Raw genomic sequence first — 15208 nt, forward strand, 5'->3', positions numbered from 1 at the left:
TCCTTAGCGCGGATTGGTCGGTTCAAACAGGGATGGCGGCAGGTCATAGCCCCACATGCGGAACCGTTCGGAGAAGTGGCTGCGCACACCGGTTGCGGTGAAGTGACCGATGATCTTGTTGTCCGGGGTGAGGCCCGTGCGCTGGAAGCGGAACACTTCCTGCATGGAGATCACATCGCCCTCCATCCCGGTGATTTCGGTGATGGAGACCATGCGGCGCGACCCGTCTTGCAGGCGCGAGGCCTGCACGATGAGGTTCACAGCCGAGGAAATTTGCGAGCGCACGGCCTTGAGCGGCATCTCAATCCCGGCCATGGCGATCATGTTTTCCAGACGCGACACACCATCGCGGGCGGAGTTGGCGTGGATCGTGGTCATTGACCCGTCGTGGCCGGTGTTCATGGCCTGCAACATGTCGATCACCTCTTCGCCGCGCGTCTCGCCGACGATGATCCGGTCCGGACGCATCCGCAGTGCGTTGCGCAAACAGTCGCGCTGGGTCACGGCGCCCTTGCCCTCGACGTTGGCGGGGCGACTTTCCATGCGGCCCACATGGGTCTGCTGGAGTTGAAGTTCCGCCGTATCCTCGATGGTCAGGATGCGTTCGGAGTTGTCGATGAAACTCGACAGGGCGTTGAGCGTGGTGGTTTTACCGGAACCTGTCCCGCCCGAGACGATGACATTGAGGCGGGTGGAGACGGCGGCCTGAAGATAGGCGGCCATTTCTTCGGTAAACGCGCCGAAACGCACCAGATCGTCGACCCCGAGCTTTTCCTTTTTGAATTTCCGGATGGAGACGAGCGAGCCGTCCACGGCGACCGGAGGCACCATCGCGTTGAAACGTGACCCGTCCGCAAGACGGGCGTCAACATAGGGGTTAGATTCGTCCACGCGACGACCGACGGCGGAGACGATCTTGTCGATGATGCGCAGCAGGTGCTTTTCGTCTTTGAACGTGATGTCGGAAAGTTCGAGTTTCCCCGCGCGCTCGACGAAAATCTGTTGCGGGCCGTTCACCAGAATATCGTTCACGCTTTCATCTTGCAAAAGCGGTTCCAGCGGACCGAGACCACGCACCTCGTCATAGAGGTTCTGGTTCAGCATGATCCGCTCTTCGCGGTTCAGGACAAGGCCCTGATCGGCGAGGAACTCGGCGGTGATATCGGAAATTTCAGCCTTGAGGTCTTTTTCGGAGGCGGTTTCGAGAGCGGACAGGTTCAGATCCTCAAGGAGACGCTTGTGCATCTCGACCTTGATTTCACTCAGGCGTTCCTTGCGGCGGCGCTCTTTGTCCACGGGCGCGGCCTGGGCCGAGCGGCGGGCCGGTTTGGGCGCGGGTGCTTTCGGCTTGGGCGGTGCCGCGCGTTTGGGTTCTTCTGGCGCGGCGCTGGTGGGTTGCGCTTTTACCGGAGCGGCCTTCTGGGTCTCGTTTTTCTTATATCTCGAAAACATTTCTGTTCTACCTCATACGGGGATGTACCCCTTATTGTGCGGCTTCAAGCTGTTCCGTCTGGCGCGCATGAATCGAGGCGGCAAGTTTGTGGATTTCCTTGCGCAACGGGTTCTTGGTGGCTTCGATTCCCAGAGGCACGCCCTGATCGCAGGCCTCGCGCACCGGACGACCGCCGTCCGGAAACTGCACATCAATGGCAATTTCGAGATTTTCGGCCATACGTTTGATGCGTGCCTTGGCGGACATATCGATGCCTTTGGGCGCGAAATTCAGCAGGAAGCGTAGTTTTTCGAACGGCAATTCCTCGGCCTTGAGCGTGTTGCGCAGGCGCAGGATGTTCTGTGCGGAGCGCAGGTCCAGTGTGATGGGCGCGAAATAGAACTCCGCCGCGTTCAAAACCGTCTCGGTCCACGACACCAGAGTGGCGGGCATATCGACGATCACATAATCGAAATGGCTACGTGCTTTCTCCAGCAGTCGCTCCACGTCCTGCGCCTCGATGAAATCGAGCGGCAGAATTTCCGCAGGCGAGGTCAGGACCGACATTTTGTCGTTGAAATTCAACAATGCACCTTTGAACAGGTCGTCATCGATCTCGTCGCTCGGGGACAGCAATTCATAGACGGCTTCACGCCGCGGCAGATCGAGATAGGTCGATACGGACCCGAATTGCAGGTTGAAATCGATCAGAAGTACACGCGGTTGCGGACCTTTCTTTTCGATCGTGGCCAGTTCCCACGCGAGGTTCACGGCGATGGTCGTCGCCCCCGCGCCGCCGGCCATGGATTGCACCGGTAGGATGATACCGTTTGCACCGGACTGAAGCTGGGCCTGCGGGGCGGCGGTGGCTTCGACAAAGTCGACAGCGGCCACTTTTTGCGGGGCATCCAGCCGTTCGATGGCGTCATGCAGCGCATCTTCGGGAAGAGGGTAGGGGATGAAGTCCTCGGCACCGAGTTGTAGCAACTGGTGCAAGGCCATAGGCGAGACCTCATCGGCAATCAGGATGACCTTGACGTCCTGCGCCTTGGCCGATTTGACCAGATCGGCGATCAGGGCCAGTTGGCTCTCGTCCTCATGATCAAGGGCGATGGCGACAAACTTGAGGGCCCCGCTCTCCGGTTGGCGGAAAAATTGCCGTGCGTCTTCAAAAGAGAGATCTCCCCAGGCTTCGCCCAATTCGGTCTCCATATCTTCGATCAGAAGATCAAAATTCTGCACATCCCGACTGATCGTACAGGCGATCAGCGGGGTCGGGTCGTCTTCCAATAGAGCTTCACTCGACATTGCTCAAAGCGTCCTTTTTACTCGAACGCCAGGCTTATGAGGATCGCGGTCTTTCAAAGAAAAGACCGGCCCTTATTCCCCTGGCGCGTTTATCCGACTCGGAGGACGGATATACTGCTCCCAATGGGGATAAGGTGCCGGTCAACTAGGGCAACAATAGGGCCAAAATCGCGTAATAATTCGCTATTCTGGAACGATGTTACTACTCGTCGATAGAGCCTGTCGTTTCTATACTCGTTGTCGAGACGGCGCTTTCGACATAATCGCGGTGAATGATCTCCGCATAGCGGCTGTCCATCACCAGCTTTTCGTTTTCCACGAAACCGGAAACTTCGGTGACCGTGCGGCGGTTCTTGCGTTCCGGATGCTGGGTCACGATGAGCGGCTGGGTTTCGCCATACGAGACCATCGCTTCGAGACGCGAGCGCGAGATGCCGTTGCGGGCAAGCTCTGCGACCACGGCTTTTGCGCGGCGCAGGCCAAGCGCCTTGTTATAGGCGTTGGAGCCGACGAGGTCGGTGTGCCCGTAAACGCGGAAGCGCACTTCGGGGAATTGCGCCATGAAATGCGCCTGTTTGCGGATGGCATCACGGGCGACACCGTCGAGAATGGCCGAGTTGAACTCGAAATTCACGGTGGTCGGCACCTGGGCCGCGAAGCGTTCGTTCAGATCAATCACATAATTCAGTTGACCGGTCTGGACGAGCGTATTGTTCATCGTCGCATTGCCAAATGTCCCGTTGTCGAGCGTGGAGCCCGCAGGTTGTTCGGAGCAGGCGCCAAGAGCCAGGAGGGCCGTGGCCGCGAATGTCAGTTTCAAAGTCCCGCGCATGTCCTTACTCCATCACATAGCCATAGGACCCGGAGAAGTCCTGTTTCGCCACTTCTGCCGCACCACCGGATTTCGGCGCGGATGTGCCGCCCAGTGTTTTCCCGAAAAGGAACATCTCTTTTTCGCTCGGGATTTTCACACGGTCGGTCGGCAAGGAAAGCGCCAGACCATTTGTCGGGGTGACAAGGTGCGGGGTGACGATGATCACGAGCTCGGATTGGCTGCGTGAATAGTCGGTGGAGCGGAACAGGGCGCCCAGAACCGGAATATCGCCCAGCCACGGAACCTGACCGATGAGATCTTCGAAATCGTCTTCCAGAAGTCCGGCAATGGCAAAGCTTTGCCCGTCACGCAGTTCCACCGTGGTGGAGGTTTCACGGCGTTTGAACGAATTTACGGTAAAGCCGTTCGCGGTGTAGTTCACCGAAGAATCAACGCCGGAGACCGCTGCGCGCATTTCAAGGTTGATCTGGTCGCCATTGATGACGCGCGGGATGAATTCAAGCTCAACGCCGAACGGTTTGTATTCGATGGAGATGCCGTCATCGTCGGACACAGGAATCGGATATTCACCACCGGCGAGGAATTTCGCCTGCTGGCCGGAAAGCGCGGTCAGGTTGGGCTCGGCCAATGTGCGCGACACGCCTTTTTCTTCCATCGCTTCGAGCAGGATGGAAAGCTCGGTGTCGCCGATTGTACCGCCGATCGAGAATTGTCCCTGACCATCGCCGCTTGCGGTGCCGCCAAGCAATGCGCTGCTGGTGGCATCGTTGCCGCCATATTCGACGCCAAGCGAGGCGGTGAGGTTTTTCGATACAGAGCGCGACATTTCGGCAAAGCGCACTTTCAGCATCACCTGTTGGGTGCCGCCGATGTTCAACAGGTTGGACACACGACCCGGCGCATAGCGCTCGGCCAGTTCCACCGCGCGATCCATCATGGTGACGGAAGAAATCATGCCGGACAGGACAATACCGTCATTGGCAGTGCGCACTTCGATGCTCTCATTGGGCATAATCTGGCGCAGGCGCTCTTTGAATTCGGTCAGATCTGGTGTGACCTGCACCTGCACATTGGTGATCAGCGACCCGTCAGGGGCCAGAAGCGTCATGGTCGTCATGCCGGGGGTTCGCCCGAGCACATAGATCGAGCGTTCCGACAATGTGGAAATATCCGCAATTTCCGCGTTTGCGACCGAGACTTCCGTGAAGGGTTCGTCGCTTTCGACCACCACTGCGCGGTTCATCGGCACGTTCAGCACGCCAGATGGCGAGCCGGTCATAACGCGAAGTTTCTCTGCAAAAGCCCCTTGGGGCGTTGAGCTCATAACGGCAAACCCGATGAGAGCCGCCTTAAATATATTAAATGCTTTCATGTGATCCTGCCTCTATTCGACCACGCCTCAAAAACGGACTCTATCGGCCCAATTGCGCCGAGAATGCGTTAATTCGGTTTTTTTTGCAAGAATCAATCTCTTGGCGGCGTTTGGTGATGTGGATAAGCCACAAGCCACTGATCCGGATGCGTCCAAACGAAACGATATGGATGTGGATATATTGTTGAATTTCCACAAAAAAGAGCGACCCTTTCGAGTCACTCCTTGCAGTCATGATCCTGCGTCTCAGTTGGAGCAGGGGATCTGGGTTGTAACCATATTACCACCTTTGCGTGTGCGGATGGTGCAGGTCTCTTTTTGCGGGGCTTCGACGACGACTTGTTCTTCGACACCCAAAAGCGTGTTTTTATCGATCTCGACCCTGCCGACCACCGTGTCGTCATTGAGCCCCACAAGCGCCAGTGACAGGCGGCCTGTGCTTTGGGCCGTGGCCAGTGCGGCGACTTCCGTTGGGCTGGCTTCGACCGTGACGGTGCGGGCAATCACGTTGGACTGGCGTTCCTCGTCAGCGGATTGGTCGACGGCCACGAGAGGCATCGAGGACTGGATGAGTTTTGTTGTTTCGGTCTGCGAGCCGGACAATGTCCCCGTCCAGTAGATGTCGACCCGATCTCCGGGGCGCAACAGACCGGCGACGCCGCTGGTTACGTCCACGCGAATCGCAAAGGCGCGCATGCCTTTGGACAGACGTGCCGCAACACCTGCTTTCTCGCCCGGACGGGTGAGCTTGGCGGCCATAAGTGGTTCCATCGGCTCGATCGTCCGCAATGCGGAGCGCACGACACCGGTGCCTTCGGGGAAGAGCTGTTCTTCGGTTTGGAACGGCTCTTTCGGGAAGGCGTTCACCGGCCATTTCACGATTTTCACCTTGTCCGGCGTGATTTCTTCCCCATAGGAAATCTGTTCGAGGGCCACATAAATATCTTCGGTCTGAACCGTCTGGGAGCGTAAGGCTTTCTCACGGTTCAACTCCGCCTGATAGGTCGACAAATAGCCGCGGGTCATGTGAACGGCAAACCCGGCCAGAGCGACCCCGATGACGAGGACCAATCCAAAAATAATACGCATAACTCTTCGTCCCTTTGCATGTGGGGAACCCGTCCCCTCTCGCGATATGCGGTTAACCTGTCAATGAAATGAGGCAATTCGGTGATTTTGCCGTGGCGCTCTCGTGAATTTTTGCGACTTTACGAACAAAGCGCGGGAAATCGCGGGGTTGTTGTTTTGTGGGGAGTGGAGCCATAGATAAAACAGGAAGGCCGCGCTTCATGTTAGAAGCGCGGCCTTCTTTTCGTGTTTTGTCTTAATTCAACTGTGTAGCGTTTGTCTTAAGACCAGGTGTAAAGCTAGCTTTCATCTATGAGCGTAGAGTAATCTACTATACCACGTTCATCGATGTCGTCGGCGATTTTGTCGCCCACGTCAATAATTTCGCCAGAAACAGCATACAGTACACCAACGCCAAGTCCTACAATCGCTGCGGTTAAGACGACCCAGTCGACGGTCACCGCACCATCTTCATCTTGATTGAAGAGTTTTTTTAGACCCAAGAGTTCCATATGCGTTCTCCGGAAAACGTGTTGTGCCGTTTGCTTGGCCATTACTATACGCTTAAGAATGTAGTTAGCTGTCACCGCCTGTGAGTGCGCCCCAATCAGTCGTGTTAGTTGTCGAGAGGTCGGAGCCAATTGCATTGCCAAGATCCATCACGCCACCGCCAACGGTCGTCAGAACAGCAATGCCGAGGCCCACGATAGCTGCGGTCAGAACAACCCAGTCAACGGTCACAGCACCTTCTTCGTCACGGGAGAAGGTTTTTGCGAATTTGAAAAGTTTCATAATGTATCCCTCCAAGGATGTTGTAACATTTGGTTTCCACGTCTCGGCGCTTCGAGCTTCGGCGTTTCCCTTGCCGGTGTGTCTCGTTGCGCTTTCGATGAGGCTATATGGCCCTCGAACTGGGGCGAGAGTTGGGCAGCATTAGTACGATTTTGGCGCAAAGAATTTTTCGCGTAAATTTTCTATTAACACACTGTTTTTAAATAAAAATAAATTTAACCATTTTTCGGGAAAAGTCTCTTGCGGCAAATAATCCGTGAAACCTTGCATTCTATTTATTCGGAATCGACCCAAATCCCTCGCTTAAACCGGTGATTTTTGCGAAAATGGAGCCAATCATAAAGAAGTCCGGCCCCGTGAGGCTGGAAAAGAGAGTCGTTCGAGCATGTTTTTTCCTTTCCCGATCCTGTCGCGGGGGCGAGTCGCCCGATGTTGCGCTGTAATTTGTCTGGGTCTGACGGCTGTGAGCCCGATTCAGGCCCAAGACAACGCGCAGCAGGAGGTCAAAGAGGCCGAGTCGCCGCCGCCCTGGCCCGAAGTCCACTCCAAGCGAGTCGCTGTGCCGCAAGGCGGGGCGGGGAATCTGATCTCTGTGCAAATCCGCCCCGGTGCCAAAACGGTCAAGGCCCCTCCGGCGGCCAAGCCCGAGGCAGATGCCGCTCCGGCCGATCTACTGGATTGGTATTGGGACGCCGTGCCACATGATCTAGCTGGCGCGGGGGCGTCGCGGTTCGAGGCGGCTCTGGCAGCGCTGGATCGTGACCCCGGTGGTGCGATCCCGCGCCCGTCCTTCCAGCATGTCACCGATCTGGCCAATCGCTACGGAACGGCGCTCTTGCTTCATTCCATCGGAACCAAGGTCAGCCCCGCACTGGCGCTGGCGGTGATTGCGGTCGAATCTTCCGGCGACGAGACGGCTGTGAGCGGGGCAGGGGCGGAAGGCTTGATGCAGCTTATTCCGGCGACGGCGGCGCGTTTCGGTGTCGATGCGACAGATCCGGAACAGAACATCAAGGGCGGGATCGCCTATCTCGATTGGCTTCTGTCCGAGTTCAACGGTGATCTGGCGCTGGCGCTTGCGGGATATAATGCGGGCGAGAATGCGGTGAAAGCCGCCGGAGGCCCGCCGCCCTATGCGGAAACGCGCGCCTATGTGCCGAAAGTGCTGGCGGCGTGGCAGGTGGCAAAACGGCTCTGTGTGACGCCGCCGGACCTGTATTCTGACGGCTGTGTGTTTGCGACCAACGCCATTCGCGCGCAGAAGTGACGCGGACCCAATCGCCCGCGTCCGGTTTCCTTTGTGCTAAAAATACTCAATCGACGATGGTCGCCTCAGTCGCCGCGCGCAGCTCGTCTTCGCTGACGCCATCGGCAAGCTCGACGATCTTCAGCCCGCCCTCGACCACATCCAGCACGCCGAGATTGGTGATGACGCGATCTACCACGCCCTGACCCGTCAGCGGCAGGGTGCATTTATGCAAGAGTTTCGAATCGCCGTGTTTGTTGGTGTGATCCATCACCACCACCACGCGGCCCACACCGGCGACGAGATCCATCGCGCCGCCCATGCCTTTGACGAGCTTGCCAGGGATCATCCAGTTCGCCAGATCGCCCTTTTCGTCCACTTCCATCGCGCCGAGGATGGCCATGGCGATTTTGCCGCCACGGATCATGCCAAATGAAAAGGCGCTGTCGAAATAGGCGGTGTTGGGCAGTTCCGTGATGGTTTGCTTGCCAGCGTTGATCAGGTCGGGGTCCTCTTCGCCCTCATAGGGGAAAGGGCCCATGCCCAACATGCCGTTTTCCGATTGCAGTGTCACGGTGACGCCTTCGGGGATGAAATTCGGCACCAGTGTAGGGATGCCGATCCCGAGGTTCACATAGGTGCCGTCTTCAAGCTCTTGTGCGGCGCGCGCCGCCATCTGGTTACGATCCCAAGCCATGTTTTCTCTCCTCCATTTGCCGGTGTTGCGTCCGGCTAACCTGTCTTTAACTGTTGCGCCGGAGCGGTGATGCCGCTTTCCGGTGTCTGTCCGAGGCAGCGTTGCGCGAAGGCGCAAAACACCTGCCATCCATAATCTGCATTCATGTGTCGGTGGTCGACCTTGTCAGGGGGGGCGGACTGGTCCGTGTCGGCGCGGGCAAAGTGGTCGGCGGTCATGAACTGGCCCGCACGGGTTTGCCGGGGTTGCAAAAGCACGTTCAGACCGGCCTTGTGCATTTCCTCTTCGATGATCTGCTCGTAGAGCGCCATCCACTTCGCCCCGTGGGCGCGTTTGCCGAGTGCGGCGAGGGCATATTCATGTCCGGCACCGAGACGGGTGGAGCGTGCAAGCGGGTAGGGGGCGGGCAGAAAGCAGGCGCGGCTGTCCCGCCCGAACCGTTCCAGCAGGCGCTCGGCGCGTCTGGCAACCGTGCCGCGTATCAGATCCGCGAGTGCTGCGCTGGAGATAAAGGCACGTCCCGTGCGTTCCGGCTCTTCAAGCACATCATGGAACACCATAAGCCGCATGACATGGTTGAGCGCATAGCGTTCTCCGACATGCAGGATATGGGAGAAGGGCGCGAAATCGATCTCGCGGCGGTCCATCCACGCCAGTTGTCGCGGCATGCTCTCGGGGGCACGGAACACACCGCCTTCGTAGATCGCGCTGCTATAGACGCGCCCCGGCAGACCGAAATAGCTGACATCCAGATCGGGGAAGCCCGCCGCGATGGCGTCGCGGGCGGTATAGAAGGCTCCTGTGTGCGAGGTGCCGATGATGAGGATTTTCTCTCTCATGAGCGTGCCGCCTCGATCAGGGCCTCTTCGCAGATCAGATCGGCCTCGTCCGCATCATCCTCGAAACGGTCTTGCGTTGGCCCGTCCGTTGCAGAGGCATCGGGCGCATGGGCCTGAAAGAACATCCGCATGGCGGCTGTGACGCCTTCTTCGGTCACGCTGCGCAGGTTGTTCTTGTAGAACCGGCCTCCTGCGGCGGGGTTGGTGATGAGCTCAAATGAGGGGAAATAATCGACGTCTTCATATTTCGCGGCCATTTCCCCCGCCGCCCCGCGGAGCACGGCTTTGGAATAGCTGGTGGAGACCAGCACATGCTTGTCTGTCGCCGTGGCGGTGAGCGGCACGGGAGATACGGTGAGCAACATCTTGAGGTCGGGGCGCAGGGCTTTGAGCCGCGTGCGCAGGGCCTCAAGGTCTTTGCGCACCTCCGGCAGGGTGAAGTTGTGAAAGCCGTAGACCTCCGGATCGAAATGACCGGCGAGCGTGCCGGGGGCGGTCGGGTAGACCGTGCCGCTTTCCTTGTGACGCCAGACCTCGGTCAGTCCGAGGGTGAAGACGAACACCTCCGCCCGTTTGACGGCGCGCAGGACGCGGCGCAAATGGACGGAACGGGCCTCCATGACATGCTCTGCGCTTTCCAGCCCGAGCGGTTCGGCATTCGGGCGCTGGGCGTCGAAATACCGCCCGTCGCGGGTCCAGATCGGTTCTGCGGGGCGGATCTCTCCCAGTGCCTCGCGCAAAAGCTGGAGCATCTGCCGTGCGGTGTAGATGTTGCCATAGCGCGCGGAATAGAGCCCGTAGCCGTAACGGTTGAGCACCGCACGCGGGATCGGACCTTGCGGGGTTTCCACGTCAATCACCGCCCAGTTGCGCGCCGCAAGCGCACGGTGGACATGCTGGGCGAAACAGCTTCCCGCCGTCATGATTTTGGTGTCGGGGGTAACCGGAAATTTGGGCAGATAAACCCCGTCAATCGCCAAAGGGTCAACTTCGGCGACACCGCTCCGCCAGAGGGCGGAGGCAGACAGGGTATCATAGGGGCTGCCCAAACCGTGTTTTCCTTACGCTGCCGGACGCGGGCGCGTGGTGCGTTGCTCGATGCGCTTTTCGTGTTCGCCCTGAATGAGGCGATGGACATAGACGCCGGGCATATGGATGTGATCGGGGTCGAGCGAGCCTGTGGGCACGATCTCCTCGACTTCCATCACGCAGATTTTGCCACACATGGCGGCGGGCGGATTGAAGTTGCGCGCGGTCTTGCGGAAAATCGCGTTGCCGGTCTCGTCGGCCTTCCATGCTTTCACGATGGAGAGATCGGCAAAAATGCCTTCCTCCATGATATAGGTCTCTCCGTTAAACTCGCGGTGGTCCTTGCCCTCGGCAATCACGGTGCCAACGCCGGTCTTGGTGTAGAAACCGGGGATGCCCGCGCCACCTGCACGCATACGCTCGGCCAAGGTGCCCTGCGGGTTGAACTCAAGCTCCAGCTCGCCTGAAAGATACTGGCGCATGAATTCGGCATTTTCGCCCACATAGGAGGACATCATCTTTTTGATCTGGCGGGTTTCCAGAAGCTTGCCGAGGCCAAACCCGTCCACGCCCGCATTGTTCGAGGCCACGGTGAGGTCTTTGACCCCGCTTTCGACAATGGCTTCGATCAGAAGCTCGGGGATGCCGCACAGGCCAAAACCGCCCGCAGCAATCAGCATCCCGTCCTGCAATACCCCGTCGAGGGCCTCTTTGGCCGATCCGTATACTTTATTCATGTCTCTCCTCCACGAAATCCGTTTGCCCGATTAATGGGATTATTGGGGCCCAAGTCAATTCTTTGCTGCGCCGCAACACTAGCTCTGCGCCTGTGGCGGCGCGAAATAAGAAAAGCTGTGTCCTGCTATCATAATATATTATTTTTGTCGGACTTGATTCCGAAACAGGTCACATCATATGCAAAAGTAAGAATATGAAATGACGCGCAAAGGATATTAGACATGCAGGTTTTCCCAAGTTCCGGTGCCGCCGGAAGCCCCGATGTTGCCGCCTTCTACGAGGAGGCCAGTGGTTCCTGGCAATATATCGTCTCGGACCCGGCAACCAAATCCGCCGCAATTATTGATCCGGTTCTCGATTTTGATCCGGCCTCAGGTGCGACATGGACCGCCAGCGCCGACGTGCTGCTCGACTATGTGAAGCAAGAAGGGCTGAAGGTCGTCTGGGTGCTGGACACGCATCCCCATGCGGACCATTTTTCCTCCGCGCCCTATCTGGCGGAAAAACTCGGTGCGCCGCAGGCGATTGGCAAGAAGGTTCTCGATGTGCAGAACATCTGGGCCGATCTCTATGCCAATGACAGCCTCAAGAACCGTCCGGACTACTGGGATCGACTGTTCGAAGCGGGTGACACGTTCGGGATCGGCAATCTGAAGGGCGAGGTGATTCTGTCTACTGGACACACGCTGGCCTCCATCACCTATGTCATAGGAGATGCGGTCTTTGCCCATGACACATTCATGGTGCCCGACAGCGGGACCTCTCGCGCTGACTTTCCCGGCGGCTCGTCAGAGGAACTCTGGAACAGTTTGCAAACCATTCTGGCCATGCCTGACAACACGCGTATCTTTGTGGGGCATGACTACCGCAAAGGCGGGCGTGAGGAGGCCTGTATGGCCACTGTGGCGGAGCACAAAGCCTCGAATATCCATGTGAAAGACGGGATTTCGAAAGAGGAATTTATCCGGACGCGTGATGCGCGTGATGCGACCCTGCCTTTGCCGGCGCGGATGCTCTATGCGCTTCAGGTCAATATTCGGGGCGGGCGTTTGCCGGAGCCGGATGACAAGGGCAGGGCGGTGTTCTCCATTCCCGTCAACCGGTTCAAACCAAAGTTCTGAATGAAACAGGGCGCCTTTGAGGGCGCCCTTTAATCATTCTGTGGCGATTATTCGACGATATCACCATCATCATTTGAAGAGGCTGTTGTCTTCTTAGCCGCAGCTTTCTTTTTCGCCGGAGCTTTCTTCGCCGCCGGCTTTTTCTTCGGCGCGGCTTTTTTCTTGGCGGGGGCTTTCTTTTTGCCGCCCTTGGCCGCCTTCTCCGCGATCAGTTCTACCGCCTGCTCCATGGTCAGGTCTTCCGGTTTGATGTCTTTGGGCAGGGTCGCATTGACCTTTTCCCATTTCACATAGGGGCCATAGCGCCCCTCCATCACATTCACCGGCCCGCCGCCATCGGGATGCTCGCCCAGTTCTTTCAACGGCTTCGCCGCCGCCGAGCGCCCGCGTCCCGGATTGTTGCGCTTCTCGGTGATCAGCTCCACCGCGCGGTTCATACCGCATTCGAACACGTCATTCGGGTCTTTGAGGTTGGCGTAGACGGGCTTGGCCTCATCGGGCAGCTGGTGCATCAGATAGGGGCCGAACCGTCCGAAATTGGCCTTGATCATGCCGCCTTCGGGATGTTCGCCGATCTCGCGGGGCAGAGACAGAAGCGTGAGTGCTTTCTCAAGGTCCATGTCGTCTTTCGACCAGCCCTTGGGCAGGGAGGCGCGTGGCGGTTTCTTGTTTTCGGGTGTTGGCTCCCCGCGTTGCACATAGGGGCCGAACCGTCCGGATTTGAGCCAGATTTCGTCGCCGTTGTCCTCGCCCAGAAGACGTTCATCCCCTTCGGCACCTTCGCCCGCAATCGGACGTGTGTAGGTGCATTCGGGATAGTTGGAACAACCGACAAACCCGCCCGTGCGCGAGGTTTTCAGATGGAGCGAGCCTTGACCGCATTTCGGACAGACGCGCGGATCGGAGCCATCCTCGCGCGGCGGGTAAAGCTGCGGGGCGAGCGCGTCGTCGAGCTTGTCGAGCACTTCGGAGATGCGCAGGTCGGAGGTTTCCGCAATGGCCGCATGGAAGTCGCGCCAGAATTTCGCCAGAACCTCTTTGTAATCGAGTTCGCCCGCCGAGATTTCGTCAAGCTCCTCTTCGAGATTCGCGGTGAATTCATAGCCCACATATTTGCGGAAGAAATTCATCAGGAAGATCGTGACGATCCGGCCCTTGTCCTCGGGAATCAGGCGGTTCTGTTCCTTGCGCACATATTCGCGGTCGACAATCGTCGTCAGCACGGAGGCATAGGTGGACGGGCGCCCGATGCCCAGTTCTTCCATGCGCTTGACCAAGGTGGCCTCGGTGTAGCGCGGCGGCGGGTTGGTGTGGTGCTGAAGCCCCATAACGGCGTCTTCCGCGCCCAGAATCGCCTCTTTTTCGGCGGCTTGGGCCTTGAGCCCGCCCGCCACTTTTTTCAGAGCCTCACCCTGCGTGATCTGCGGCAGGCGGCCCTCGTCGTCCTCCTCCACATCATCGCGGCCTTCGGTATAGACCGCCATGAACCCGTCAAAGACAACGACCTGACCGGTGGCACGCAGCACAACCTCATGGTCGTCTGAGGCGATGTCCACGGTGGTGCGTTCGAGTTTCGCGCCTTCCATCTGGGCGGCGATGGTGCGTTTCCAGATCAGGTCGTAGAGCTTGCGCTGGTCGGCGTCGCTCAGATTGACCTTGTCGGGGGCGGCGAACATATCCGTCGGGCGGATACATTCGTGGGCCTCTTGGGCGTTTTTGGCTTTGTTCTTATAAATCCGCGGGCTTTGGGGCACATATTGATCGCCATAGCGGTCTTTGATGGCCTCACGGGCCTGCGCGACCGCTTCGGGGGCCATGTCGATGCCGTCGGTCCGCATATAGGTGATGAGACCCGCCTCATAGAGCCGCTGCGCCGAATTCATCGTCTGGCGTGCACCCATGCCGAATTTACGGCTGGCTTCCTGTTGCAGCGTCGAGGTCATGAAAGGCGCGGATGGGTTGCGCGAGCCGGGTTTGGCTTCGACAGAAGCGACTTTGAGCGCCCGCGAACTGACCGCCTGAACGGCCATTTCTGCGCTCATCCGGTCTTTCAGGTCGAATTTGTCGAGCTTCTTGCCGGAAAGCTGGGTCAGGCGTGCTTCGAAACTCTGCCCGCGCGGCGTTTCCAGAAGCGCCTTGACGGTCCAGTATTCCTGCGGGTTGAAGGCTTCGATCTCCTGCTCACGCTCGACGATCAGGCGCAGACAGACCGACTGCACCCGCCCTGCGGAGCGCGCACCGGGCAGTTTGCGCCACAGAACGGGGGAGAGGTTGAAGCCCACAAGATAATCCAGAGCGCGGCGCGCCAGATAGGCGTCGACCAGCGGCACATCGACCTGACGCGGGTGCTTCATGGCCTCCAGAATGGCGGGCTTGGTGATGGCGTTGAAGGTCACGCGCGACACGGCGGTGGATTTCTTGATCGCGCGACGTTTGGTCAGAGCCTCCTGCAAGTGCCACGAAATCGCCTCCCCTTCGCGATCGGGGTCAGTCGCGAGGATCAGTTCGTCGTCGTCTTTGAGCGCATCTGCGATGGCTTTGACGTGTTTGCGACTGTCCGCGCCGATCTCCCATTTCATCTCGAATTCATGGTCCGGATCGACAGAGCCATCTTTCGGCGGCAGGTCGCGAACGTGGCCGTAGGAGGCCAGCACCGTGTAATCCTTGCCCAGATACTTGTTGATCGTTTTGGCCTTGGCCGGGGATTCGACAACAACAACTGGCATGGACG

The 15208-nt window shown here is 58.3% G+C and carries 14 protein-coding genes; 2 read left to right on the forward strand and 12 right to left on the reverse strand.

Translation table 11 applies throughout. From position 1 onward, the window contains the following. Positions 1-3 precede the first annotated feature (3 nt). The 7 genes from BM152_RS00100 to BM152_RS00130 form a co-directional block, all read right to left on the reverse strand. Positions 4-1452: a TadA family conjugal transfer-associated ATPase gene (locus BM152_RS00100; protein ID WP_066602793.1), complete on the reverse strand. Its 1449-nt coding sequence runs from the start codon at positions 1450-1452 to the stop codon at positions 4-6. A 31-nt stretch (positions 1453-1483) separates the two neighbouring features. Beyond that, positions 1484-2740: a CpaE/TadZ family protein gene (locus BM152_RS00105; RefSeq protein WP_066602794.1), complete on the reverse strand. Its 1257-nt coding sequence runs from the start codon at positions 2738-2740 to the stop codon at positions 1484-1486. A 202-nt stretch (positions 2741-2942) separates the two neighbouring features. After that, positions 2943-3572 carry an OmpA family protein gene (locus BM152_RS00110; RefSeq protein WP_066602796.1) on the reverse strand — a complete coding sequence of 210 codons (630 nt, stop codon included), beginning with the start codon at positions 3570-3572 and terminating at the stop codon, positions 2943-2945. Positions 3573-3576: 4 nt separating this feature from the next. Continuing rightward, on the reverse strand, positions 3577-4947 hold the full coding sequence (locus BM152_RS00115) for a type II and III secretion system protein family protein (protein WP_066602799.1): 1371 nt from the start codon (positions 4945-4947) through the stop codon (positions 3577-3579). 246 nt (positions 4948-5193) lie between these two features. Continuing rightward, a complete protein-coding gene (cpaB, locus tag BM152_RS00120; protein WP_066602809.1) occupies positions 5194-6036 on the reverse strand; it encodes a Flp pilus assembly protein CpaB in 843 nt (280 codons plus the stop codon). Positions 6037-6314: 278 nt separating this feature from the next. After that, positions 6315-6527, reverse strand: coding sequence for a hypothetical protein (locus BM152_RS00125; RefSeq protein ID WP_066603695.1), 213 nt, complete (start codon positions 6525-6527; stop codon positions 6315-6317). A 64-nt stretch (positions 6528-6591) separates the two neighbouring features. Further along, a complete protein-coding gene (locus tag BM152_RS00130; RefSeq protein WP_066602812.1) occupies positions 6592-6807 on the reverse strand; it encodes a Flp family type IVb pilin in 216 nt (71 codons plus the stop codon). A 385-nt stretch (positions 6808-7192) separates the two neighbouring features. Between BM152_RS00130 and BM152_RS00135 the strand changes: the two genes are divergently transcribed. Next, a complete protein-coding gene (locus BM152_RS00135; protein WP_082715349.1) occupies positions 7193-8074 on the forward strand; it encodes a lytic transglycosylase domain-containing protein in 882 nt (293 codons plus the stop codon). Between the two features lie 46 nt (positions 8075-8120). On the opposite strand, the gene BM152_RS00140 is transcribed toward BM152_RS00135, so the two are convergent. From BM152_RS00140 to BM152_RS00155, 4 genes are read right to left on the reverse strand one after another with little or no spacing between them, the layout of a single operon-like run. Beyond that, positions 8121-8750, reverse strand: a complete 630-nt coding sequence (locus BM152_RS00140; RefSeq protein ID WP_066602817.1) for a 3-oxoacid CoA-transferase subunit B — start codon at positions 8748-8750, stop codon at positions 8121-8123. A gap of 35 nt (positions 8751-8785) precedes the next feature. Further along, on the reverse strand, positions 8786-9589 hold the full coding sequence (locus BM152_RS00145) for a hypothetical protein (RefSeq protein ID WP_066602819.1): 804 nt from the start codon (positions 9587-9589) through the stop codon (positions 8786-8788). Then, positions 9586-10638, reverse strand: a complete 1053-nt coding sequence (locus BM152_RS00150) for a GSCFA domain-containing protein (protein ID WP_066602821.1) — start codon at positions 10636-10638, stop codon at positions 9586-9588. The genes BM152_RS00145 and BM152_RS00150 overlap by 4 nt, the downstream gene beginning before the upstream one ends. A 12-nt stretch (positions 10639-10650) precedes the next feature. Beyond that, positions 10651-11355, reverse strand: coding sequence for a CoA transferase subunit A (locus BM152_RS00155; protein ID WP_066602823.1), 705 nt, complete (start codon positions 11353-11355; stop codon positions 10651-10653). A gap of 222 nt (positions 11356-11577) precedes the next feature. On the opposite strand from BM152_RS00155, the gene BM152_RS00160 reads away from it, so the two are divergent. After that, positions 11578-12477: an MBL fold metallo-hydrolase gene (locus tag BM152_RS00160; RefSeq protein WP_066602828.1), complete on the forward strand. Its 900-nt coding sequence runs from the start codon at positions 11578-11580 to the stop codon at positions 12475-12477. A gap of 47 nt (positions 12478-12524) precedes the next feature. Here BM152_RS00160 and topA read toward each other — a convergent pair whose 3' ends face one another. Then, a complete protein-coding gene (gene topA / locus BM152_RS00165) occupies positions 12525-15203 on the reverse strand; it encodes a type I DNA topoisomerase (protein WP_066602831.1) in 2679 nt (892 codons plus the stop codon). Positions 15204-15208 lie beyond the last annotated feature (5 nt).

It is taken from the genome of Celeribacter halophilus (assembly GCF_900114135.1).
GTDB classification, from domain to species: Bacteria; Pseudomonadota; Alphaproteobacteria; order Rhodobacterales; family Rhodobacteraceae; genus Celeribacter; species Celeribacter halophilus.